General features: G+C 64.3%; 21 protein-coding genes. 2 read left to right on the top strand and 19 right to left on the bottom strand.

What is annotated here, in order from left to right:
• Nucleotide 1 precedes the first annotated feature (1 nt).
• The gene (mutL, locus tag E8L03_RS15120) at nucleotides 2-1,912 is read left to right on the top strand and encodes a DNA mismatch repair endonuclease MutL (protein WP_171267780.1); all 1,911 of its coding nucleotides are present in this window, start codon (nucleotides 2-4) and stop codon (nucleotides 1,910-1,912) included.
• A gap of 155 nt (nucleotides 1,913-2,067) precedes the next feature.
• Here mutL and rfaD read toward each other — a convergent pair whose 3' ends face one another.
• The 8 genes from rfaD to dsrA all read right to left on the bottom strand — a co-directional run bounded on the left by rfaD (nucleotide 2,068) and on the right by dsrA (nucleotide 10,285).
• Nucleotides 2,068-3,042, bottom strand: coding sequence for an ADP-glyceromanno-heptose 6-epimerase (gene rfaD, locus E8L03_RS15115; RefSeq protein ID WP_171267779.1), 975 nt, complete (start codon nucleotides 3,040-3,042; stop codon nucleotides 2,068-2,070).
• 27 nt (nucleotides 3,043-3,069) lie between these two features.
• Nucleotides 3,070-3,792, bottom strand: coding sequence for a YkgJ family cysteine cluster protein (locus tag E8L03_RS15110; RefSeq protein ID WP_171267778.1), 723 nt, complete (start codon nucleotides 3,790-3,792; stop codon nucleotides 3,070-3,072).
• Nucleotides 3,792-5,225 (bottom strand): protein kinase domain-containing protein, encoded by a 1,434-nt coding sequence (locus E8L03_RS15105; protein WP_171267777.1) that lies wholly within the window; start codon nucleotides 5,223-5,225, stop codon nucleotides 3,792-3,794. The genes E8L03_RS15110 and E8L03_RS15105 overlap by 1 nt, the downstream gene beginning before the upstream one ends.
• A 1-nt stretch (nucleotide 5,226) precedes the next feature.
• Nucleotides 5,227-5,949 (bottom strand): metallophosphoesterase family protein, encoded by a 723-nt coding sequence (locus tag E8L03_RS15100; RefSeq protein ID WP_171267776.1) that lies wholly within the window; start codon nucleotides 5,947-5,949, stop codon nucleotides 5,227-5,229.
• A 38-nt stretch (nucleotides 5,950-5,987) separates the two neighbouring features.
• Nucleotides 5,988-7,427, bottom strand: a complete 1,440-nt coding sequence (locus E8L03_RS15095; RefSeq protein WP_171267775.1) for a cobyrinic acid a,c-diamide synthase CobB — start codon at nucleotides 7,425-7,427, stop codon at nucleotides 5,988-5,990.
• A gap of 65 nt (nucleotides 7,428-7,492) precedes the next feature.
• Entirely contained in the window at nucleotides 7,493-7,714 is a 222-nt protein-coding gene (locus E8L03_RS15090) for a dissimilatory sulfite reductase D family protein (RefSeq protein ID WP_144234052.1), read from the bottom strand.
• Between the two features lie 78 nt (nucleotides 7,715-7,792).
• Nucleotides 7,793-8,953, bottom strand: coding sequence for a dissimilatory-type sulfite reductase subunit beta (gene dsrB / locus E8L03_RS15085; protein ID WP_144234053.1), 1,161 nt, complete (start codon nucleotides 8,951-8,953; stop codon nucleotides 7,793-7,795).
• 18 nt (nucleotides 8,954-8,971) lie between these two features.
• Nucleotides 8,972-10,285, bottom strand: coding sequence for a dissimilatory-type sulfite reductase subunit alpha (gene dsrA, locus E8L03_RS15080; RefSeq protein WP_144234054.1), 1,314 nt, complete (start codon nucleotides 10,283-10,285; stop codon nucleotides 8,972-8,974).
• A gap of 449 nt (nucleotides 10,286-10,734) precedes the next feature.
• Here dsrA and E8L03_RS15075 point away from each other — a divergent pair, with 449 nt between their 5' ends.
• Nucleotides 10,735-10,995 carry a hypothetical protein gene (locus tag E8L03_RS15075; protein WP_171267774.1) on the top strand — a complete coding sequence of 87 codons (261 nt, stop codon included), beginning with the start codon at nucleotides 10,735-10,737 and terminating at the stop codon, nucleotides 10,993-10,995.
• Here the strand turns inward: E8L03_RS15075 and E8L03_RS15070 are convergent.
• The 11 genes from E8L03_RS15070 to E8L03_RS15020 all read right to left on the bottom strand — a co-directional run bounded on the left by E8L03_RS15070 (nucleotide 10,988) and on the right by E8L03_RS15020 (nucleotide 22,241).
• Nucleotides 10,988-11,605 (bottom strand): type I restriction enzyme HsdR N-terminal domain-containing protein, encoded by a 618-nt coding sequence (locus E8L03_RS15070; RefSeq protein ID WP_171267773.1) that lies wholly within the window; start codon nucleotides 11,603-11,605, stop codon nucleotides 10,988-10,990. The two genes, E8L03_RS15075 and E8L03_RS15070, sit on opposite strands and share 8 nt — an antisense overlap.
• A 124-nt stretch (nucleotides 11,606-11,729) precedes the next feature.
• Complete coding sequence (locus tag E8L03_RS15065; RefSeq protein ID WP_144234057.1) at nucleotides 11,730-13,157, bottom strand: NADH-quinone oxidoreductase subunit N; 1,428 nt, start codon at nucleotides 13,155-13,157, stop codon at nucleotides 11,730-11,732.
• Between the two features lie 19 nt (nucleotides 13,158-13,176).
• Nucleotides 13,177-14,781 carry a complex I subunit 4 family protein gene (locus E8L03_RS15060; RefSeq protein WP_144234058.1) on the bottom strand — a complete coding sequence of 535 codons (1,605 nt, stop codon included), beginning with the start codon at nucleotides 14,779-14,781 and terminating at the stop codon, nucleotides 13,177-13,179.
• A gap of 15 nt (nucleotides 14,782-14,796) precedes the next feature.
• The gene (locus E8L03_RS15055; RefSeq protein WP_144234059.1) at nucleotides 14,797-16,608 is read right to left on the bottom strand and encodes a Na(+)/H(+) antiporter subunit D; all 1,812 of its coding nucleotides are present in this window, start codon (nucleotides 16,606-16,608) and stop codon (nucleotides 14,797-14,799) included.
• Entirely contained in the window at nucleotides 16,598-17,071 is a 474-nt protein-coding gene (locus E8L03_RS15050) for a hypothetical protein (protein WP_144234060.1), read from the bottom strand. Before E8L03_RS15050 ends, E8L03_RS15055 begins: the two co-directional genes overlap by 11 nt.
• An 11-nt stretch (nucleotides 17,072-17,082) precedes the next feature.
• Nucleotides 17,083-18,564, bottom strand: a complete 1,482-nt coding sequence (locus E8L03_RS15045; protein WP_144234061.1) for a monovalent cation/H+ antiporter subunit D family protein — start codon at nucleotides 18,562-18,564, stop codon at nucleotides 17,083-17,085.
• A gap of 4 nt (nucleotides 18,565-18,568) precedes the next feature.
• A complete protein-coding gene (nuoK, locus tag E8L03_RS15040; RefSeq protein ID WP_144234062.1) occupies nucleotides 18,569-18,880 on the bottom strand; it encodes an NADH-quinone oxidoreductase subunit NuoK in 312 nt (103 codons plus the stop codon).
• Nucleotides 18,877-19,398 carry an NADH-quinone oxidoreductase subunit J family protein gene (locus E8L03_RS15035; RefSeq protein WP_144234063.1) on the bottom strand — a complete coding sequence of 174 codons (522 nt, stop codon included), beginning with the start codon at nucleotides 19,396-19,398 and terminating at the stop codon, nucleotides 18,877-18,879. The genes nuoK and E8L03_RS15035 overlap by 4 nt, the downstream gene beginning before the upstream one ends.
• An 18-nt stretch (nucleotides 19,399-19,416) precedes the next feature.
• Complete coding sequence (locus tag E8L03_RS15030; RefSeq protein ID WP_144234064.1) at nucleotides 19,417-20,013, bottom strand: 4Fe-4S binding protein; 597 nt, start codon at nucleotides 20,011-20,013, stop codon at nucleotides 19,417-19,419.
• Between the two features lie 21 nt (nucleotides 20,014-20,034).
• Nucleotides 20,035-21,024, bottom strand: a complete 990-nt coding sequence (nuoH, locus tag E8L03_RS15025; protein WP_208738194.1) for an NADH-quinone oxidoreductase subunit NuoH — start codon at nucleotides 21,022-21,024, stop codon at nucleotides 20,035-20,037.
• On the bottom strand, nucleotides 21,021-22,241 hold the full coding sequence (locus E8L03_RS15020) for an NADH-quinone oxidoreductase subunit D (protein ID WP_171268502.1): 1,221 nt from the start codon (nucleotides 22,239-22,241) through the stop codon (nucleotides 21,021-21,023). Before E8L03_RS15020 ends, nuoH begins: the two co-directional genes overlap by 4 nt.
• Nucleotides 22,242-22,253: the final 12 nt, after the last annotated feature.

Below are 22,253 nucleotides of genomic sequence, written 5' to 3'. Positions count from 1 at the left end.
CATGACCAACGACGCAATACCCACCCGACGCCCCATCCGCGAACTGCCCCCGGCCCTGCGCAACCAGATTGCCGCGGGCGAGGTGGTGGAGCGCCCGGCCAGCGTGCTCAAGGAGCTGGTGGAGAACAGCCTGGACGCGCGGGCCTCGCGCATCTCGGTTACCCTGGATCGTGGCGGGCAGGGGCTCGTGGAGGTCCAGGACGACGGCCACGGCATGGGCGCCGAGGAGCTGGAGCTGGCCGTGATGCGCCATGCCACCAGCAAGGTGGCCACCTTTGAGGAGCTTCTGGCCGTGGGCAGCTACGGCTTCCGCGGCGAGGCCCTGGCCTCCATCGCCTCGGTCTCCACCTTCACTATCGCCTCCAGTCCGGACGGCGAGTCGGGCCACGCCCTGGAGGTGGTGCACGGCCGGCTGGAGTCCAGCAAGCCCGTAGCCATGCAACGCGGCACGCGCATCACCGTGCGAGAGCTCTTCACCAACGTCCCGGCGCGGCTCAAGTTCCTCAAGACCCCGGCCACCGAGAACCGCCGCTGCACCGAGATCTTCACCCGCCTGGCCCTGACCCGGCCCGAGGTCGACTTCCGGCTGGAATCCGGCGGCCGCGAGGTGCTGCGCTTCCTGGCCGGGCAGACCCTGCGCGAGCGGCTGGCCGTGGTCTGGCCGCCTGCCGTCACCGAAGGGCTCATCCAGGTGCACGAGTCGGCGCACGGCCGCCGTGTGTACGGGCTCATCGGCCACCCCGGATCGGCCCAGGGCCGGCCCGACCGCATCCTCTTTGCCGTCAACGGACGGCCGGTGCAGGACAAGCTCCTGCTGCGCGCCGTGCGCGACGCCTACTCCGGCCGGCTGCTCTCGCGCGAGCATCCGCAGGTGGCGCTCTTTCTGGAGCTCGACCCGCACGAGGTGGACGTGAACGTGCACCCGGCCAAGGCCGAGGTGCGCTTCCGCGACGAACGCGCCGTCTTCTCCCTGGTGCGGCGGGCCATTGTCCACGGGCTGGAGGGCTCCCTGCCCGGCGCGGCCCTGGGCGACCGTCCTCTGCACACACCTGCCGCAGATTCCTCTTCCCAGGGCGTCGCAGCCACATCCTCGGCGCCAGACATCCCGCAGGAGCAACGTCGCGAGCCCCACGCCCAACCGCCAGAGCGTCGACCGGCCGCCCTCAACGAGTCCTCGGCCAGCTATGCCGGCTCCCTGACCACGCCGGAGCCGCCACCGTTTACGCGCAGCGCGCCACCGCTCACGCCGCCGCGTTCATCGCAGCCGGATCGCTCCCAGGCGCCGCTGCCCTTTGCCCCTGCCGAGGTTTCTTCCACAGAGGCCCCTGCGGTGCGTGACGCGAGCCACGTCGGGCCCGGCGCTGCCGGCCGCGGGTTCGAGTACCTCGGGCAGGTGGCTGCCACCTATTTGCTGCTGCGTCTGGATCACGGCGGATTGGCCGTGCTGGATCAGCACGCCGCGCACGAACGCGTGCTCTTCGACAAGCTTCGCAACGCCAGGGACGCGGGCTCCCGGCCATTGGCCGTGCCCATGGAGCTGCCCCTGCACCCGTCCGAGGCGCAACGGTTCATGGAGCTTGCCGTGGAGCTGGAGCGGCTCGGCTTCTCACTCGTGTCCGAGGGCGCCAAGCTCTCCATCCACGCCGTTCCCGGCGGTCTCTCCCCGGCCAAGGCGCGCGAGTTTCTGCAGTCCTGCCTCGCCGAGCGCGTGGACGACCTCTCGGCCGTCTGGGCCATGCTCTCCTGCCGCATGGCGCTCAAGGCCGGCGAGCCTTTGGCTCCGGACGAGGCCATGGCCCTGCTCGAAGCCTGGGCCGGCTGCGAGGACCGCGACTACTGCCCCCATGGCCGGCCCGTGCTCATCTCCTGGAGCCCGGACGATCTTGCCAAGCTTTTCAAACGCCGCGGCTGACGGCTGTCCAAAAATCTCCGCCGGCTGTCTAAGAAAAGAAAACAGGGGGCAAACCTTTCTATAGAAAGGTTCTTCCCCCGGACCCCCTTTCCAAAGATTTTTATTTGCCTACTTTTGTAGACAGAAATCTCTGAAACACTTTGGAATAATTTCCTTTACAGGTACCTGTCATCCGTAGCCAGGTACTGCGTCACGTAGTCGGCCACGGCGTCTTCCAGCGAGGTGCCTGGCACCGGCGCGCCCACGGCCGCCAGGTGGTCCATGCTCGCCTCGGTGAAGTACTGGTAGCAGTCGCGAATGGCCTCGGGCATGGGGATGTACTCGACACGCATGAAGTTATCCATGGCCGCGAACACGGCTTCGGCCAGGTCGTTCCAGGTGCGCGCCTTGCCCGTGCCCACGTTGAACAGGCCGTTGGCCTCCGGGTTTTCCAGGAACCAGGCCATGACCCTGGCGCAGTCCTTCACGTAGACAAAGTCGCGCTTCTGGCCGCCGTCCGCGTAGTCCTCGCGGTGGGACTGGAAGAGCTTGAGCGAGCCGTGCGCCGCAATCTGCTCGTACGCCTTGCAGACCATGGAGCGCATCTCGCCCTTGTGGTACTCGTTCGGCCCGAACACATTGAAGAACTTGAGGCTGACGATATTTTCGAGCAGGCCCGCGTTCCTGGCCCAGAGGTCGAAGCGGTGCTTGGAGTAGCCGTACGGGTTGAGGGGCCGCAGGTCGTCCAGCGCATCCGGATCGTCGTTGAAGCCTTGGGAACCGTCGCCGTAAGTGGCGGCGCTGGAGGCGTTGATGAAGCGCGCGCCGTGCTCCAGGGTCCAGGCGCAGAGCGTCTGGGTGTAGCGCAGGTTGTTCTCCCAGAGGTAGTCCACGTCGCGCTCCGTGGTGGAGGAGCACGCGCCGAGATGGATGACGGCCTGCGGTGCGTCCCACGGTTCCTCGCCGTGGAGCATCATCTCCATGAACGTGTCCTTGTGGAAGTAATCGGTGTAGGCGAGGTTGCGCAGGTTGCGCCACTTCTCGCTCTTGCCGAGGTTGTCCACGACGATGATGTCCTGCACGCCCATCTGGTTGAGCTGCCAGACCATGGCGCTGCCCAGGAAGCCGGCGCCGCCGGTGACGATATACATGGTGATTCCTTGCTCGCTGAGGTTCGCTTACGGCCGCGCGGCCGGATGGTGGATAACGCCGCGCGCCGCCAAGTGGATAGCGCCGTCGGCGCTCTTTCGCAATTCCAGGCCGAACATGGCTGGGATGGTCTCTGTCAGCGGCCGGCCCAGGCAGCAGGCTGCCACGGCCGCCTTGTCCGCATCGTCCATTGCCGGCAGCCGCTCCAGGAGCATGCTCCGCGCTCCGGCGTCGAAGCGCACGGCCGCGAGAATGGCCTCCTGCGCAGCCGTATCGGTTGCATCCGCATGCAGCCGCCGCGCCCATTGTGCGAGGTCCTTGTAGCCGCACCGGGCCTCGTGCGCCGCGATGAGTTCGGCGATCGGCCCTTCTGCGCCCACGATGTCATGCCGGGTGATCCGGCCCGTGTCGTAGGCCGCGGCCAGGGGCTCTGGGTCCTTGCACAGCAGCAACCGGCACTCCAGGGGCCTGGCCTGGTAGCGCGCGCAGCCGGCCGTTACCTCTCCGGATTCCGGCTCCAACAAAAACATGCAGGCCCAGCCGCCCGGCAGGGAGCGCAGCTTGACCACCTCCTGCTCCAGCGGCACCAGCTCGCCGCGGATCTGATCGTGCACCAGCTCGCCGCGGCGGAAGGTGACCAGATGCACGAGATCGAACCCGCCGTCACCGCCGATAAGCGCCAGGTCCTCCTGATGCAGGGCCGGGGTGGAGCGCCGGCAGCACTCGCCGCAGCGGTCGCAGACCAGATCCATCAGTCCTCCTCCGTGCACACGGCGCGCGCCCAGAGCCGGCAGGTCATGTCTGCGCGGTCCACGTAGCCCATGACCGCGTTGACCATCCACGCCTGGGTGAAGGTGCGGCGGTCCGCGCTCCAGAGATAGCGCTGCTCGTGGTCGAAGAGCGGGTCCATGCAGTAGTCGCGCACCTCGCCGGCCGGGTCCAGCAGCCGGGACAGCTCGGCCACGGTGGGCAGCCGCCAGCGATTGCAGCCCGCAAAATTCTGTGTGTTGAGCGCATCCACGTACGCCTTGGCCTCGTCCCAGCCCATGGGATACGGCGAACCGGACCGCTGCCAGACGAGCCTGGCGGCCGGGTCGCGCACGGTGCCGCCCAACGGCTCAAAGGTTGGCCGACGCCCCGCTGCCGGCCGGCCCAGGTGGTCCAGACCGAACGCCTCCAGCTCGAAGCGCGGGCCTGTCTTGATGGGCTCGCTCCGCACGGCGACCTGCTCGGGCTGCGGCTCGTCCGCCTCATCCAGCCAGTTTTCCGGCACGGCACAGATGGCCTCCACCTCCTCGCGCCAGCGCGCCTCAAAGGCGTCGAGGTCGGCGCACATGGCCTCGGCGGTCTGGTACCTGTCCGCCGGGTTGGGGGCCAGGGCTTTCCGGAAGAACGCCTCGCACTGGCTGTAGAGCGCGTCGCTGAGCACGGTGGAGTCCAGCGGCGCCTCGCGCGAGAGGCCGTCCTCGTCACCGGCGTCCGGCTCCTTGCCCTGTGGCAGACCAAACCCGCACGCGCCCACATCGCCATGCGGCAGCCGGCCCGAGAGCATGCGGTACAGGGTGACGCCCACAGCGTAGAGGTCTGCCGGCGGCCCTGCCGAGTCCGGGTCGTCCTCCTGCTCTGGGGCCGCGTAGTACGGCGAGCCGACCTTGACGCCCGGGTGGCGGTTGGGGTCCACCTCGCCGCGCAGCTTGGACAGACCGAAATCGATGACCTTGACCGTGTCCTCGTCGCTGAGGAGCAGGTTGAAGGGCTTGATGTCGCGGTGGATGACACCCGCGTAGTGCATGCGCGCCAGGGCGTGCAGGGTCTGTCGCGTGTAGCGGAACGCCTTTTCCGGACGCAGCCGGCGGCTGGGCTCCTCCACGCGGTAGGTCTCGCCCATGACGCCGCCGAGGTTGTGGCAGGCGTACTCCAGCACAAAGTACGGCCGGCCGCGCTGGTCCTCATCCAGATCCCACACGGCGCTGAGGTTGGGATGATTGAGCCGCGCCATGAGCCGCGCCTCGGCCACGAACTGGCTCTCCAGCGCGTCCATGCCCACGAGGTCGGCGAGCTGCTCCACCGGGGCCAGCAGCTTGAGGGCCACGATCTTGCCCAGCTCGGGCAGCCGCGCCTTGTACACCGCGCCCATGCCGCCCTTGCCCAGCAGGCCGAGAACTTCGTAGCGACCGATCAGCATTCTACCAGAGCCTGTCCGCGTATTGCCTGGGGAGTCCTTTTTCCACAATAGACTCCGCCGTGGTCTTGATGTCGTAAGCCACCTTGCGCAGGGTCATCTCGCGGCGCACCGTGTCGTAGAGCACGTACTTGGCGCGGTTGTCGCCGTCGCGCGGCTGGCCCACGCTGCCGATGTTGGCGATGTAGCGGCGGGTGGGCGCGAACTGCGTGTGCTCCTCAAGCTCGGAATGCTCCACCGTGCGGCCGTCCCAGCTGACCAGGGCGAGCTCGTGGGTGTGTCCCACGAAGCAGATATGCTCGCGCATACGGCGGAAGCTGGCGGCCAGGTCCGTATCCTCCATGACAAAGAGGTAGGTGAGGGCCGACTCCGGCGGGAAGCCGTGCACCATGCGGCAGCCGTACTTGACCATGGCCAGCGGCATGTGGCTGATGTGGCGCATGGACTCTTCCGAGAGGAGCTCGCGCGTGCGCGCCAGGGCCTGCCTGGCGTGGCTGTTGAACCAGCTGCGCTGGTCTGCGCTGAGCAGGCCGAGCTCGTGGTTGCCCAGCACGGAGGGAATGGCGCGCTGCTGCAGCAGCTTGATGACCTTGTCCGGCTCCGGGCCGTAGCCCACGTTGTCGCCCAGGGAGTAGATGGCGCGCACGTCATACGCGTCGATGTCCGCCAGGACGGCCTGGAAGGCCATGAGATTCGCGTGGATATCCGAAAGCACGGCGATCAGCATCGGCCATGCATAGCAAACGATTGCGGGAGGTGTATAGCTCAGACGCTGCGGCCGGCAGGCTTGCCTTCCACGGCGCGCCGGTAGGCGATGGCCGCGGCCACAAAGCGCTTTGCCCAGTGCGGCTCGCCCACGGCGTGGAGGTGCGTGTAGGAAGCCCAGGTATTCTTGTAGAGCAGGCCGTCCAGGCCGGCGAGGATGCCGTGGCCGCGGTTCATCTTGAGCGCGAAGTTGAGCACCGTACCGTCGGCCGCGCTGCACAGGGAGTAGTGGAACTCGTGGCCCTTGATGACGGCGCCTTCATCGTGGAACGGGTTCTTGGCAACCACCTTCGCTTCCACGTAGCCCAGGCCCTGCGGCTTGCCGCACAGCTCCGTGCGCACTGGGAATACACCGGCCATGGGGAACTCCAGGCCATCCACCACCAGGGCGTCGCACAGGTACATGAAGCCGCCACACTCGGCGTAGATGGGCAGCTCCATCTCGGCCAGGGCGCGCACGCGCTGGCGGATGATGTTGTTGGAGGCCAGCTCCTTGGCCTTGAGCTCCGGGAAGCCGCCGCCGATGTAGAGGCCGTGCAGGTCGGGCCAGTCGGCCGGACGGAGCAGATCGACCTCCACAAGCTTGGCGCCGGCAAGCTCCAGGGCTTTGAGGTTCTCCGGGTAGTAGAACCAGAAGGCCTCGTCCTTGGCCACGCCGATGCGCACCTTGCTGCCGGCCGGTTCGGCGTCGAGGAAGAAGGGCTTGTCCGGCTTGTCGATGGGGCCTGCCGCCTCGGCCGCCTCACGGATGCGCGGCACATCGCAGTGCTCTTCGATGATATCTGCGAGGGAATTGAGGATGGCGTCAGACGCGGTCATGTCCCGGTCGCCCACCAGGCCCATGTGCCGCTCCGGGATGGGGTTGCCCGGGAGCTTGGGCAGCGCGCCGAGCACCGGCACGTCCGTGTCGCGCTCGATGCAGCGTGTGGCGAGGTTCTGATGGCGTTCGCCGGCCACGCGATTGAGGATCACGCCGGCCAGGGGCAGGTCCTTCTCGAACGCCTTGACCCCGGCGACCACGGCAGCGGCCGTGCGGGTCATCTTGGTGATGTCGAGTACGAGAACGACGGGGCAGCGCAGGGTGCGCGCCAGCTCGGCCGTGGAGGCGGAGCCGTCCTCATCCTTGCCGTCGAAGAGGCCGCGATTGCCTTCGATGACGGCGATTTCGCGTCCGGCGGCAGCGTGGAGAAAGAGGGAGACGAGAGTGTCGGATGGAAAGAGAAAAGGGTCCAGATTCGTCGCGGCAGTTCGTCCTGCAAGGGCGAGCCATGCGGCGTCGATGTAGTCCGGACCCTTTTTAAAAGGCTGAACTATTGAGCCGGCTCGCGCCCAGGCGCGGCAGAGTCCGAGGGAGACTAGCGTTTTTCCCGCGCCTCCGGAGAGGCCGGAAACGATAACCCGCGGCAGAGTCACAGCCCCGGACGAAGTCGGCGAGTTCATACGGTCTTCTCAGGCGGCCGCCAGGCGACGGCCTTTGCGCGTATAGCGGAAGACCGCGGCGCGGCTTAGCCTTCTTCCTGCTTGCCAGCGCCCGTGAGACCATACATGGTGGTGGAACCGGAAGACCAGAACTCAAGCTTGCCATCGTTGACGAGGGCGGTGAGCACCTTCTTGATCTCGCGAGGCTTCTTATCGGGCAGCGCCTTGGCGAAGTCGTTGAAGTAGAACTTGGTCTTGCCTTTCTTGCTTTCAAGGAATTCGATAACTTTTTGCTTATCTTCGTCCATTGTGAAGCCCCTTCAGGCTGAAGGTTGACCGGGCGCAGCCGACAATGGCCGCGCCCGGTTGGAATGTCAGGTCGCCAGCTACTTGACGTGGCTGGTGAACTTGAACTGCGTGGACTGTCTCCAGGTGTAGTACGCCGGATCCCGGAAGTCGTCGATGCAGTGGTGGGTGAAGGGAATGCCCGTCAGCTCGAAGAACTTCTCCCAGCCGATGCGCTCTGCCCAGTCACCCAGGCGCTCGTACTTGCGAGCGTTCTTGGAGTACACCTCGACGATGTTCTTGACCGTCTTGGTGAGGGTGGGCCAACGAGGCGGCTCGTTGGGCACGTAGGCAACCACGACCTTCGAGAACTTGGGCTCGGAGATGCGGTTGGAGATCTTGCCGCCAACCATGATTGCGATACCGTCGCCTTCCTTGTCGGCCAGGGGCAGCGCGGGGCACATGGTGTAGCAGTTACCGCAGTACATGCAGCGGTTCTCGTTGACGGCGACGGTGTTCACCTTCTCGCCCTGGAGCTCGGTCTTGGTGGGCTTGATGGCGCCCAGCGGACACGCGGAAACGGCCAGCGGGATCTCGCACACGTTGTCGAGCACGGAGTGGTCGATGATGGGGGGCTTGCGGTGGATACCCACAAGGCCGATGTCCGAAGCGTGCACGGCGCCGCACATGTTCAGGCAGCAGGCCAGGGAGATGCGCAGGGGAGCCGGAAGGTCCATGGAGGTGAAGTGCTCGTAGCAATCATCCATGACGGCCTTCACCGGGCCGGAAGCATCGGTGGCCGGGGTGTGGCAGTGAACCCAACCCTGGGTGTGCACGATGTTGGTGATACCGGCACCGGTTCCGCCGATGGGGAACTTGTTGGAGCCGCCAGCGAACTTGCGGGAAGCGAGGTCCTCTTTGAGGGCCTTCATCTTCGCTTCGTCATCCACCATGAACTCAACGTTGTTGCGGGTGGTGAAGCGCAGGTGGCCGCCGCAGTGCTTGTCGGCGATCTCGAGCATCTCGCGGATGTGCGAGGTGGTCATCAGGCGCGCGCCGCCGCAGCGGATGGTGTAGACCTTGTCGCCGCTCTTGGCCACGTGGACCAGGATGCCGGGCTCGAGGATCTCGTGATAGTCCCACTCGCCGAAGTTCTTCTTGATGACGGGGGGCAGGAATTCGTCGAATTTCCGGGGGCCGATGTCGGTGATACGATCTTCCATCGGCTTGTCCGGATTGTATCCGGAAGAAATGAAAGCCATTTCTCGTTCCTCCTAGGGTTATCTTTGGTGACGAGAGCGGTAATCGGCGATGTCGCGGGTCCAACCACCAGGAACCTCTTCTTCCTTGAAGAAGATGTAGGGGTTGTTCCGGGGCTCGGACACGTGCTGCGGAATCGCGTCAATGCCAGTAACCTCAAGCAGCTTCTGGAAGCCCATGCGCTTCATGGTCTCGCCCAGGCGCTCGCGGTTCTTGCCCTCTTCCATCCACCAATCCCAGATATTCTCGATGACTTCCTTGATCTCGTCGAAGGGCTCTTCGACCGGGATGAAGGGCACGAGCAGGGAGCCCATCTGGGCGCCGTCCAGGATAGGAGCCTTGGCGCCGCAGCAGATGGAGGCGCCGGTCTCGTCGCCGATCTTCAGAGCGCGAGGCATGACGTTGATGCAGTGCATGCAGCGAACGCACTCGGAGTTGTCGATCTTCAGCGTGGAGCCGTCCCAGGACATGCAGCTGGTCGGGCAGCGATCCACGACTTCGGCTTCGATGTCGAACTTGCCCCAGTCACGACCGGAGTGAGCGCCGGCGTTGGGAGCGAACTCGCCGCCCACGTAGGCCTTGACCTTCTCCTGGTCGATCTTGATGTCGTCCTTCCACATGCCGATGACGGAGAAGTCGGAACGAGCGATGGCAGCCACGCAGCCGTTCGGGCAGGCGTCGAACTTGAACTTGAACTTGTAGGGGAACGCCGGACGGTGCAGCTCATCCTGGTACTCGTTGGTCAGCGTGTGGCAGAGCAGCTGGGAGTCGTAGCAGGCATACTCGCAGCGGGACTTACCGAGGCACGCGGCCGGGGTACGCAGGTTGGAGCCGGAACCACCGAGGTCGGTGTTCAGGTTGTGGGTCAGCTCGTAGAAGATTTCTTCGAGCTGGGGAGTGGTCGTACCGAGCAGCACGATGTCACCAGTGGAGCCGTGCATGTTGGTCAGACCGGAGCCGCGAAGATCCCACAGGTCGCAGATCGAACGCAGGTAATCGGTGGTGTAGTACTTACCGGAGGGCTGGTTGACGCGCACGGTGTGGAAGTGCGCGACGCCCGGGAACTGCTGCGGCTGGTCACAGTAACGGCCGATAACGCCGCCGCCGTAACCGAACACGCCGACGATGCCGCCGTGCTTCCAGTGGGTCTCCTGGTCATGATAGGTGAGCTCAAGTACGCCGAGCAGGTCCTCCGGACAGTCCACAGGAATCTGATAGTCCAGGCCTTTCTCATTCTTGGCGCGGGCCTCAGCCTCCTGCTTAATGTCGGACACGAAGCTGGGCCAGGGCCCCTTTTCGAGTTCGTCCAACATTGGAGTTGGATGTTTCGCCATTGCCTTACCTCCACATGCTTGGTTGGTTGAACAGCATCATCACACGCTCCCGCTCCGGGGGAGACGCACGTTCCGGCCACGAGAGCGATTTGCGTCCTGTCGAAAATGCCCATGGCACGTTCGTGAGGGCGCATGAACTCTTAGTTTATCGGCCTATGGCAGATGCACACGCTAGAAGTATTCAGGTTGTTTGTCAACCGAAATCGGGTCTTACGCGCTTTCCTTCACAATCCCTCAGCCGCCGTCATTGGCCGATTTCATACATTCCGCATGCACCGTCCATCGCTCTATAGACGCCCTCTTGACACCCCTCTGGAAAACCATACGCGAGGCCGGCTTTCTCTCTGCAAACAGCCCGGATTTCATCCCGGCGCAGGTGTCTTTATCGGGCTTGACTCATTGCGTTTCTTCGGTCATGCCCCCTGTACGGATGCACCGAGGAGAATGCCATGCACGACGATAAAGGACACTACTACTATCCCAATCCCGCCGACAAGCAGGTTCGCATGTATGTGCGAGAAAGCGGGGAGACGCCCGGCGCGGTGGAGTTCCGGCTCTACTCGGCCGAGAATCCCGAGATCTGGGAGCGGCACCCGTGGCTTTCTCGCGATGTGGTCGTCGAGGCCGCCAAAATGTACGACAAGCCGGACCGCGATCCCCTTGGCCTGTACGACGAGGCCGTAGCCAAGGCCCTGCTCGGCATCAAATAGCCGTCCCCCCGCCGTTCTCCGGTTCGTCATCCGTTCCGGAGAACCGCGCCCCCCTGCCCTCCGCGGCGCAGGCCGCGCCGCCGCAGCAGTCGTAAAGCGACTCACTGTAGGCGTACAGAATTCTGGACTCCATGCACCGGCGCGTCTCATCGAGCGGCTCCACCGGATGCGCCGCCGCCAGCTCTTTGGCGCGCTCCGGCGAGGGCAACGCGTGCATGCCCTGCTCCAGCCGCTGGCCGTCCGCCGTGGCCAGAAGCACCGCGTCCCGTGAGTCAGTCACCGCCACCAACGGAGCCGGTCCGTTCTCCACAAGCCGTGCCGCGGCCAGGCTCTCCCGCTCGTACGTGGTCACGTCCCCCGGCGCAAAGAGCACCAAAATCAGCGGTCGGCCTGCCCCGTCGAACCCGGCAAGATCCACGACCCGCGTGTACTGCCGCTCGTTGATCGTGGCCTGGACAGGATAGCGCGGCTTGAGCCGTTCGGCCGGCCAGCCCCGTTCCTCCACCAGCAGCCTGGCCAGCGCCTGCCGTATATCCTCGTATGTGGTCGCCTCCACGGCCTCGCCGGTGAGGTAGTCCTCTATGCTGTGCCCGAGACTGATGTCGTGCATGTGCGCCTCCTGCAACAGCACCCACTATACCCCTGTCCGCGCCATCGCGCAAAACGAGAACGGCCGGGCGGCATCCCAGAAAGGACACGGCCCGGCCGACATATTTTCGCGTATCCGGTAGCTCCTACGGCAGCAGAGCGACTCCTGCCTGCATGGCCAGGTCGAACACCGGCGCAGGCGCGGCGCCGAGAACGAGCAGCACGATGGCCAGCACCGTGCCCCAGACCTGCGCTGAGACCGAGGCCCTGACGGCGTTGCGCGGCACGTCCTTCTCGTGGGTGTAGGCGTGGCGAACCAGGCCCAGATAGTAGTAGATGGCTATGGCTGTGTTCAGCACGGCCACGATGACCAGCCAGTTGTAGCCATTGTCCCACAGGGATTGCAGCAGGAACAGCTTGCCCATGAATCCGGCGGTGGGCGGCAGGCCCACCAGGGCGAAGGCACCCACGGCGAGCACCACGGCCAGCGCAGGCTCGCGCTGAGCCAGACCGTCCAGATCGTCCAGGGTGATGTTCTTGCCCGTGTGGGAGATGCGGCAAATGACCCAGAAGCAGGCCAGGTTCATGAGCACGTAGACCAGGGCGTAGAAGCTGGCCGCGGCCAGGCCCTCGGCCGTTCCGGAAACCAGGCCCATCATGATGTAGCCGGCGTGGGCGATGGACGAGTAGCCGAGCAGCCGCTTGACGTCGCGCTGGGCCAGGGCCGCGAGGTTGCCGAAGGTCATGGAGACCGCGCCGAGCACGGCGAGGAACGTGGCGATGGGCCAGCCGGGGACGATCAGCGCGGCAAAGCGCACCAGCACCACGGCGGCGCCCAGCTTGGGCAGCGTGGCGGCAAATGCCGCCGTCTCGTTGGCCGTGCCTTCATACACATCCGGGCACCAGAAGTGGAACGGGAAGAGCGCCAGCTTGAATAGGAAGCCGACCAGGAAGAGCGAGAGGCCGACAACCACCCAGGGCTGGGCCTGGAATGTCAGGGTGAGGCCCTGAAGGTCCGCGATATAGCTGGAGTGCGCGCCGGCCAGCACGTAGGCGTAGCCGAACAGGGCCACGGCCGTGGCCACGGCGCCGAACATGATGTACTTGATGCCGCCTTCGGCCGCATGGCGGTCGTTGGCCCGCAGTGGGATAAGCGCGTAGACGCTGTAGGAGGATATCTCCAGCGCCACGTAGATCGTGATGAGCTCCACGGCCGAGGCCAGGACCATGAGCCCGAACGCCGAGAAAGCGAGGAAGAGCATGTAGTCCGGCCGTTTGTCGCCCTCGATGTCCGGCGGCTTGACCGCGTTGAGGCTCGTGATGGCGAAGCCCACAGCCACGGCGAGCTTGAAGAACTGGGAGAGCTTATCCACGGAGTAGGCTCCGTAGAAGATCGTCCCTGTGAATCCGAGCGAAAGCACGGAGACCACGATTCCGCCGGCGGCGAAATAGGGAACCCAGTTCACGTTCTTGGGGCGCTCTCCCTTGGCCAGAGCCTGGATGAAGAGCAGCACTATGATGCCGAGCTGGAACAACTCGGGCCAACAGAGATCGAGCCGATATTCGGGGTTCACCGTCGTTCTCCGCGTCTGGCTACCTGAGGGCCGCAGCCGCGGCGTTCAGGTCGTTTGAGGTTTCGTCGAGGGAGAGACCGGCCGCGTTCAACCGCGCTTCGGCCACCTCTCGCGGCGTCGCCTCGTTCTCGGCGACCGCACTCGCGCGTTCGATCTTGGCGTTATAATCGGCCAGGACCTTGCCCACGGACGGGCTGACAACCTTCATGACGATGCCCGGCGCCAGGCCCAGGTACACCGTGAGGACGGCCATGGGCGCGAGATAAACCCACTCACGCAGGTTGAGGTCGGCCCAGCCCCTACCCTTGGGCGATGCAGGCTGGCCCCAGGCCATCTTCAGGCCGAGGCGCAGCATGTACGCCGCCGCGAGCATGGCTCCGGGAATGGCCAGCAGACCGATGAGCAGCTTGTCCTGGAACGCACCGATGAGCACCAGGGCCTCGCCCACGAAGCTGTTCAGCCCGGGGAAGCCGAAGGAGGCCACCGCAAAGAGGCCGAAGAAGCCCATGTACGCCGGCAGGTACTTGCCCAGGCCCATGTTTTCCACGATCTCGCGGCTGTGGCTGCGTTCGTAGATAGCGCCGACCATCATAAAGAGTGCGCCCGTGACGATGCCGTGGTTGAGCATGACGAACAGCGCGCCTTCCAGGCCGCGTTGGTTGAACATGAAGATGCCCAGGGTGACGAAACCCATGTGCGCCACGGAGCTGTAGGCGATCAGCTTCTTCATATCCTGTTGTCCCAGGGCCACGAAGCCGCCGTAGATGATGGAAGCGATGGATATGCCGATCATCAGCGGGGCGAAGTGCTCGGCCGCCAACGGCGTGATGGGCAGGCAGAAGCGCAGGAAGCCGTAGGTTCCCATCTTCAGCAGCACGGAGGCCAGTATGACCGAGCCGGCCGCGGGCGCCTGCACGTGGGCCGCCGGAAGCCAGGTGTGGAACGGGAACATGGGCACCTTGATGGCGAAGGCCAGGGCCATGGCCCCGAAGGTCCAGTACTGGAAGGTGCGGGAGAACTCGCTGTTCATCAGCTCGGGGATGGAGAAGGTCCCGGTCTGCGTGTAGAAGGCCACAATGGCCGCCAGGAACAGCGTGGAGCCCGCCAGCGTGTAGAGGAAGAACTTGAGCGATGCATAGCGCCGCTGGTCGCCGCCCCAGATGGCGATGAGCAGGTACATGGGTACGAGCATCGCCTCCCAGAAGACGTAGAACAGGACGAAGTCGAGCGCCGAGAACACGCCCACGCACGCCGCCGTCATGAACAGCAGGTTGACGTGGAACTCCTTGACCCGGCGTCCTATGTACGTCCACGAGCAGAGCACGCACAGCGGCAGGAGGAGGACAGTGAGCAGCACCATGAGGTAGCTCACGCCGTCCACGGCCAAGTGGTAGGAAAGCCCCAGGCGCGGCACCCATTCGGCGAACTCCGTAAACTGGAAGCCGGGGTTGCCGAGCTGGAACCGGGTTATCAGCGGAATCGCAAAGGCGATTTCGATGAGCCCGGCGCACAGGGTGAACATCCGAGCCGCGAACTCGTTTGCCCGTGAGAGCATGAGCAGCGCAGCGGCTCCGATCGGAAAGAAGATGAGCACGGAAAGAACGGGGAATCCGGTCTCCTGCATGTCCTTAAGCTCCCGTTAACCCATGAACCAGGCGACGGCGAAGACGATGAGTCCGATGATCAGCGCCGTTGCGAGGTAGCCTTGGAGTTTGCCGGTTTGAGTACGGGCCAGGGCATGACCCCCGCGACCCACGCCGTAGACACTTCCATCGAGCGCGCCGTCGATTCCTTTGCGGTCGAAGATCGAGGCGCCCTTGGCCGTGACCTTGAGGAAGGCCAGGCCCACTGTCCTGTAGACCTCTCCCCATACCGAGTCGATTGCGGCGGCCGGCCAGCTCACAAGCTTCATGAAGCCGCGGCCGAACAGCCTGTACAAGTACTCGAAATCGAGGTTGCGTTGCGCATGCGGCACCACGACCTTGCGCAGCACGTAGAAGCCGAGTCCTGTGAAGCCCAGGAGCATGAAGGCCTGGAGCATGTGCCACAGGGTGTACGGCGTATACACGTAGGGGGACATCGTCACGTACTGGCTATAGGGCTCGATTCCCGGCTGGAAGGGCAGCAGCCTGTACAGCAGGCTGGGCCACAAACCGGTGAGAATACAGAAGAAGGAGCCCAGCGCCATGGCGACGTACATGTTCACGGGGATCTTCTTCAGTGGCATCTTGTTTTCCGGCTTGGAGTAGAAGGCGAAGTACGGCAGCTTCAAGCCGACTGAGAGGAACGTACCGACCGCGGCGATCTCCAGCCCGATGGCCAGCCAGGTGCGGTGGGCGCTGGCTGCGCCGGCGATGGTCATGGTCTTGGATACGAAGCCGTTGAAGAATGGCATGCCCGAGATGGACAGGGCCGCGACCATGTAGAAGATGAAGACCAGCGGCAGCCGCCGGACCAGACCGCCCAGCTCCGTGAGCTTGGCCGTGCCTGCGGAGTAGAGCAGACAGCCGGCGCCCATGAAGAGCAGGCCCTTGTACAGAATGTGTGCGTAGGCGTGTGCGCAGGCGCCGTTGACCGTCATGGCTGTGCCTATGCCCACGCCGGCGACCATGTATCCCACCTGAGAGACGATGTGGTAGGAGAGGATGCGCCGCGCGTTGTTCTCGATGGTCGCGTAAAAGACGCCGTAGACAGCCATTATCGTTCCGGCGATGGCCAGAATCTCGACCCCGGCAAAGCCTCTGGCCAGGACGTAGACCGCGGTCTTGGTGGTGAAGGCGGACATGAACACCGCGCCCGTAACCGTGGCTTCGGGGTAGGTGTCCGGCAGCCAGGCGTGCAGCGGAACCACGGCCGCGTTCACGCAGAAGCCGGCCATGATCAGGTAGTCATAGAGCTGCAGGGCGTGGGGGTCCGTGGGCAGGAAGTCGAAGGTGCCCAGAGCCTGGGAGCGGAGCAGCAGTCCGCCCAGGAGCAGCAGACCGCCCATGGTGTGGAACAGGAAGTACCGGAACGCCGCCCCGGCCGCGAGCTTGTTCTCGCGGTTGAAGAGCACCAGGAACGTGGAGGCCACGCTCATGAGCTCCCAGAAGATGAACAGGGTCAGGTAGTCCCCGGCAAAGACCGAGCCGAATGCGCCGCCCACGTAGAGCAGCGCCGCGATGTGCTGCGTCTTGTTCTTGAGGTGGAAGGCGAACACGAAGCCGAGGAATGACTGGATGGCGAACACGTGGGCGAAGATAATGGAGAGCTGGTCCACTCGTCCGAAAGTCAGCTTCAGCCCGAGGTAGTGGATCTCCCAGTGGGCACCGTTGTCCATGCAGTAGATCGCGGCCAGCGCCAGGGCAGGCACGAGGAGCGTGATCCAGCGCACAATGTTGCGCGGCAGGAACGGCGTGATCAGTGCTGCCGGTATGAACAGCGCGGCTGGGTGGAAAAAGCTAGTCAGCATAGAAATCCTCTCTTCTGCCGAGCACTTTGGCCACGATCTTCTTGAGCACCAGAATCATGGCGGTGGCGCAGATGAACCCGAACAGCGGCCAGAAGCCGGGCCAGCCGTCGATTTCGAAGTGCGGCGCATCCACGTCGAAGAAGCCCATGGGAGCGTTGCCGTGCCCACCGTGGGCGGCCCCGCCGTGTGCTTCCTCACCGTGACCTTCCATGGCGGCTTCCTCGTGGTGCTCAGCCTCCTGCTCCTTGAGGGGCTCGACCTCCAGAGGCCCGTGCGCCTGACGCTCCAGCTCGGAGCTTTCCGTGATGTGTCCGGCCGGGTGGATTTCCTCCCCCTGCGGCGCGGGCCGCACGAAGACGTTCACGAGCACCAAGATGAGGAGAGCGATGAAGAGCAAATTCAACCAGAATTTTGCTCGCCGCCGCTGCAGCTCCAGCCAGTCGCCCAATGTGTCGGTGAACATGCTTCAATACCTCAGAAGGAGAAGGTCTTGATGAAGTTGAGGAAAATCTGCGGATACAAACCCAGGATCACGCTGATCGTGGCGGTGATCAGCAGCGGGACCACCATGACAGGCGAGGCCTCGCGGTACTCTTCCAGCTTCACGCCCGGAGCGGCCGGCAGGAAGAACGCCTTGTAAATGATGGGGCCGAAGTATCCCGCGTTGAGCAGGGTCGAGGCCAGGAGCGCAATGAGCAGGATGTTCTCGTGGATGCTCACCGCGCCTCGGACCATATACCACTTGGAGACGAAGCCGCAGACCGGCGGTACGCCGATCATGGATAGCGCGGCTATGGAGAAGGCGCCGAACGTCCAGGGCATCCTCCTTCCCATGCCGTGCATCAGGCTGATCTTCTTGGTGTGCGTGGCGACATAGATGGCGCCGGCGCCCATAAAGAGTGTGATCTTGCTGAAGGCGTGGTGGGCGATGTGCATGAGGCCGCCCTGCACCGCCAGCGGCGTGAGCATGGCCACACCGATGACCACGTAGGAGAGCTGGCTCACTGTGGAGTAGGCCAGCCGCGCCTTGATGTCGTCCTTTGTCAGCGCAATGAACGAGGCCACCACGATGGTGAAGGCCGCCACGTACGCCGTCGGAATTCCGAGGAAGTACTTGTCCATGAGCTCCAGGCCGAAGCCGGAGAGGATCATGCGGCACACGGAGAAGACGCCCGCCTTAACAACGGCCACCGCGTGGAGCAATGCGGAGACCGGCGTGGGCGCGACCATGGCCGAGGGCAGCCAGTTGTGGAACGGCATGATCGCCGCCTTGGCCAGGCCCGCCATGTACAGGATGTAGGTCAGCGTCACCAGGTTCTGGTCGGCGTTGGGCGGGAAGATGCCGTGCACCAGGTCGCCCAGGTTGAAGTCCAGCGTGCCGGCCAGTACGTAGGTGAGCACCATGGCCGGCAGGAAGAACAGCTTGGACGTACCCATGAGGTAGATGAAGTACTTGCGCGCGCCGATGAAGGCCTCTTCGTCCTCGTGATGCGCGACCAGCGGGTACGTGAACAGCGAGATGATCTCGTAGAAGAGATAGAGGGTGAAGATGTTCGCGGCTGTGGCCACACCCACGGCGCCGAAGATGGCCACCGCGAAGCAGAAGTAGTAGCGCGTCTGGGCGTGTTCGGAGAGCCCGCGCATGTACCCGATGTTGTAGCTGGTGACCAGTATCCACAAAAACGGCGCGATAAGCCCGAAGATGAGGGCTAGGCCGTCCACACAGAACTTCACATTGATGCCTTCGAGGATGGTGAAGACCGTGATGGTGTAGATCTTGCCGGACAGCACGCCGGGCACGAACTGGAGCATGGACGCCGTGGTCAGGATCGCGGCGGTGAAGCTCACGGCTTCGCGCACGTTGATGTTCTTCCGCAAGAGCCAGATGAAGAATGGCGCGGCGAACGTGAATGCGAGGGGCAGGAGCACGCGGCTCGTTGTGATTATCTCTGGCATGGGTTTATCCCTCGAGCTCCGAGACGCGATCGATTTCCACGGTGCCGAACCGTTTTGCGACCACGAGGATGATGGCGAGCACCAGTGTCGCTTCGGCCGCGGCGAGTCCCATGACAAGCAGCGACGAGAGCTGGGCCAGGTCGCCCGGCGCGCTCGTCAGCTGTCCGGAGGCCACGATGGCGAGGCCTGCGCCGTTGAGCATCAGTTCCACAGCGATGATCATGCCCACCAGGCTCTTGCGAGTGATGATACCGAATATCCCCAGGAACAAGAGCAGCAGGGCAACGGCTTGGTAAAGAAAGAGCGGCTCGCTCACTTGGACTTCCTCCTTTCGAATCCCAACAACACGGCTCCGGCCATGGCTACGAAAAGCACCACCGAGATGAGCTCGAACACGAGCACGTACTCGTTGAGCAGCGCTTTACCGAGCTGGTCGATGGACACTTCCGCCGGCATCCGCACAGCGCCTGTGGCTGCAGCCTGGGACCAGGCCACGGCAGCCAGGAGGCCCGCGGGAAGCGCGGCGGCAACCAGGGCCAGGAAGACGCGGCCAAACGATCGCGGCTTGGCTTCATCGCCGCTGGAGGTCGCGTTGGTCAGCATGATCGCGAAGAAAATGAGCACGGCGACCGCTCCCACGTAGATGAGGATCTGCATGAGGGCGATAAACGGCGCGGCCATGAGCAGGTACATGCCGGCCACGCCGAAGAGCGTGAGCACGAGGCCTACGAGGGCGCGCACCAGGCTCTTGGAGAGGACCGCCATGATACCGCCGGCCAGAATCACGACGGCGTAGACGATAAAGAGCAAAAGGGCTGCACTTTGGGTGTCCATGATATCCTCGACCCGGGCTTAGCCGGCGGCCTCTGCCGTCTCGGCTTCTTTTTCCGGCGCCGGCGCCTTTTTGGGCGCGGCCTCGGCCTGCTTGTGCAACCGCTCCATGAGATCGTACTCGAAATCTTCCTTCTGGAAACCGGAGAGATAGACGTCCCTGGAGTGCCGCAGCGATCCTACAGGACAGCTCTGCACGCACAGCGAGCACAGGCTGCACAGGTTGTAGTTGAGGTGGAAGACACCCACCTCTTTGGGCGCCTTCTTGGGCTTGGCGCCCTCCTCCACCGGCTCCTCCTTGGGCTGCTTCTTCATCTTCACGGTGATGCAGCCGGAGGGGCACACCCGCGCGCACATCATGCACAGGATGCACTTGGGCGCGAACGGGTCTTTGGGCTTGGGCACCAGCTCGATGTGACCGCGATAACCCACGAGCTGCTCATCGCCCACATCCTGGCGGGGGTAGTGGACCGTGACCTGGGAGTCCGCGAAGTTGCGGCCCGTCACGCCGAGACCCACCACGAGGCTCCACAGGCCGGAGAAGAAATCGCCGACCACGGCCGCCACGCTCTGCGGGCCCTTTTTCTTGTAGTGCCGTACTTGGTAAGTGCGTTTCATGATTCCTTTCCAATGCTCCGGCTAGACGAGTTTCACCACCAGGGCCGTGACGAGCAGGTTCACCAGGGCCAGCGGGATGAGCCACTTCCAGCAGATGTTGAGAATCTGGTCGAACCGCACGCGCGGGTAGGTCCAGCGGAACCACATCATGACCAGCAGCAGTACGTAGATCTTGATGAGGAACCACCACACGCCGTCCGCGACGCCGATGGGGCTTTTCCAACCGCCCAGGAACAGCACGGAAGCCACCGCGCTGATGACGATCATCTCTGCATACTCGGCCAGGAAGAAGAGGCCGAAGCCCATGCCCGAGTACTCGGTGTGGAAACCGGCGGTCAGCTCGCTTTCCGCTTCAGGCAGGTCGAAGGGGGCGCGGTTGGTCTCGGCCACGCCGCAGACCAGGAAGATGAGGAAGGCGATGGGCTGCTTGATGATGAACCAGCCGCCGAACCACGATCCCTGCTGGGCCGTGATCTCGCTCAGGTTCAGCGTGCCCGCCATGAAGCATATGGCCAGCACGGAGAGCAGCAGCGGAATCTCGTAGGCCACGGACTGCGACACGGCGCGGGCCGCGCCGAGCAGGCCCCATTTGTTGTTGGAGCCCCAGCCGGCCAGACACAGGGCCAGCACGTTGAACCCGGCAAAGGCCAGGATCAGCAGCAGGCCGAGGTTCGTGTTGATGCCGTAGAGGCCCGGCCCGAACTCGATGGGGATGAAGAGCACGAAAATGGGCGTGAAGGACAGGATCGGCGCGAGCCAGAACAGCAGCTTGTCGCCCTTGGGCGGGGTGAAGAGCTGCTTGCCCACGAGCTTCAGCGCGTCGCACACGGGCTGGATGATGCCGTGCGGGCCGACCTCGAAGGGACCGGGACGCCGCTGCACGTGGCCGGCGACCTTCCGCTCCAGATACACGAGGACCAGGCCGTTGAGGCCAATGAAGGCCGCAAGCGCCACGAGCGCGATGACGAGGCGCACCAGTTCCGGCGGGATGCTTGTGATGAGTGCGTTCACCGGTCGATCTCCGGGATGACGAGGTCCAGGCTGCCCAGAATGGAGACGGCGTCTCCAAGAAGCACGCCCTGGGCGGCCTCGGCGAAGAGGTGCAGGTTGCAGTAGCTCGGCGAGCGCAGCTTCACGCGGTAGGGATTGGCGCCGCCGTCGGAGGAGAGCAGGACGCCCACCTCGCCGCGCGCGCTTTCCACGGCGTAGTACACTTCGCCAGCCGGCGCCTTGTAGGTGGCTTTCGGCGCCTTGTCCACGATGTGCTTGCCCTTGGCGGATGGCAGGCGGTCAAGGCATTGCTCGATGATCTTGAGGCTCTCTTCGATCTCGTCGATGCGCACCAGGTAACGCGCCATGGCGTCGCCCTCTTCATAGAAGGGGATGTCGAAGTCGAGCTTGTCGTACACCGAGAAGGGCTCGTCGCGGCGGACATCGAACGGAATGGCCGAGCCACGGCTGACCGGGCCGGTCGCGCCGTAGCGGCGGCAGATATCCTGGCTGAACTCGCCCACATCCTCGACGCGTTTGCGCAGGATGAGGTTCTCGGTGACCAGCGCCTTGTACATGGGCAGCCGCTTGCGCATGTAGGGGATGAACTCGCGCATGCCGTCCATGAAGACGTCGTCCAGGTCGGCGGAAACGCCGCCGAAGCGGAAGTAGCAGTAGGTCAGCCGCGAGCCGGTGCAGCGCTGCAGCAGATCCATGGCGATTTCGCGGTCCTGGAAGGCGTACATGATGGGCGTGAATGCGCCGAGGTCCAGCAGGTACGCGCCCCACCAGAGGAGGTGCGAGGTGATGCGGTTGACCTCGTTGGTGAGCACCCGGATGTACTCCGCGCGCTCCGGCACCTCGATGCCGCCCAGCTTCTCCACGGCGCCCACCCAGACCCAGTTCCAGGCCAGGGCGTGCAGATAGTCCGTGCGGCCCATGTTGGGCAGATACTGCGTGGCCGAGCGGTTCTCGCCCATTTTTTCGTGCATGCGGTGCACGTAGCCAAGAACCGGTTCGGCTTTCTTGATGTACTCGCCTTCCAGCTCCAGGACGATGCGCAGAACGCCGTGCGTGGACGGGTGCTGCGGCCCCATATTGATGATGAGGGTGTCTTCGCTGGGGCCTTCCTGGAAATGGCGGGTGTAGGCGTCGCCCACCTCGAGCAGGCCGGGGTCGAACCCGCTGGCCTTGATCTTCGAAGGCTCGTCTGGCGTCAAAACCTTTTCCGTGGTCATGTCGAGCTGCTC

Origin of the sequence: Oceanidesulfovibrio marinus, assembly GCF_013085545.1 — a bacterium.
Taxonomy (GTDB): Bacteria; Desulfobacterota; Desulfovibrionia; order Desulfovibrionales; family Desulfovibrionaceae; genus Oceanidesulfovibrio; species Oceanidesulfovibrio marinus.
Note: the sequence above shows the minus strand (reverse complement) of the source record. Positions and strands in the feature narration are given on the sequence as shown.

Excerpts from the sequence above, each read along its gene's own strand:
- E8L03_RS15090 (WP_144234052.1), bottom strand. The coding sequence starts at position 7,714 with ATGGACGAAGATAAGCAAAAAGTTATCGAATTCCTTGAAAGCAAGAAA.
- E8L03_RS15070 (WP_171267773.1), bottom strand. The coding sequence starts at position 11,605 with ATGCACGACATCAGTCTCGGGCACAGCATAGAGGACTACCTCACCGGC.
- E8L03_RS15110 (WP_171267778.1), bottom strand. The coding sequence starts at position 3,792 with ATGGATCTGGTCTGCGACCGCTGCGGCGAGTGCTGCCGGCGCTCCACC.
- E8L03_RS15050 (WP_144234060.1), bottom strand. The coding sequence starts at position 17,071 with ATGTTCACCGACACATTGGGCGACTGGCTGGAGCTGCAGCGGCGGCGA.
- dsrA (WP_144234054.1), bottom strand. The coding sequence starts at position 10,285 with ATGGCGAAACATCCAACTCCAATGTTGGACGAACTCGAAAAGGGGCCC.
- E8L03_RS15035 (WP_144234063.1), bottom strand. The coding sequence starts at position 19,398 with ATGGACACCCAAAGTGCAGCCCTTTTGCTCTTTATCGTCTACGCCGTC.
- E8L03_RS15095 (WP_171267775.1), bottom strand. The coding sequence starts at position 7,427 with ATGAACTCGCCGACTTCGTCCGGGGCTGTGACTCTGCCGCGGGTTATC.
- mutL (WP_171267780.1), top strand. The coding sequence starts at position 2 with ATGACCAACGACGCAATACCCACCCGACGCCCCATCCGCGAACTGCCC.
- E8L03_RS15060 (WP_144234058.1), bottom strand. The coding sequence starts at position 14,781 with ATGCAGGAGACCGGATTCCCCGTTCTTTCCGTGCTCATCTTCTTTCCG.
- E8L03_RS15030 (WP_144234064.1), bottom strand. The coding sequence starts at position 20,013 with ATGAAACGCACTTACCAAGTACGGCACTACAAGAAAAAGGGCCCGCAG.
- E8L03_RS15055 (WP_144234059.1), bottom strand. The coding sequence starts at position 16,608 with ATGCTGACTAGCTTTTTCCACCCAGCCGCGCTGTTCATACCGGCAGCA.
- rfaD (WP_171267779.1), bottom strand. The coding sequence starts at position 3,042 with ATGTATATCGTCACCGGCGGCGCCGGCTTCCTGGGCAGCGCCATGGTC.
- E8L03_RS15100 (WP_171267776.1), bottom strand. The coding sequence starts at position 5,949 with ATGCTGATCGCCGTGCTTTCGGATATCCACGCGAATCTCATGGCCTTC.
- E8L03_RS15105 (WP_171267777.1), bottom strand. The coding sequence starts at position 5,225 with ATGCTGATCGGTCGCTACGAAGTTCTCGGCCTGCTGGGCAAGGGCGGC.
- E8L03_RS15020 (WP_171268502.1), bottom strand. The coding sequence starts at position 22,241 with ATGACCACGGAAAAGGTTTTGACGCCAGACGAGCCTTCGAAGATCAAG.
- dsrB (WP_144234053.1), bottom strand. The coding sequence starts at position 8,953 with ATGGCTTTCATTTCTTCCGGATACAATCCGGACAAGCCGATGGAAGAT.
- E8L03_RS15045 (WP_144234061.1), bottom strand. The coding sequence starts at position 18,564 with ATGCCAGAGATAATCACAACGAGCCGCGTGCTCCTGCCCCTCGCATTC.
- E8L03_RS15075 (WP_171267774.1), top strand. The coding sequence starts at position 10,735 with ATGCACGACGATAAAGGACACTACTACTATCCCAATCCCGCCGACAAG.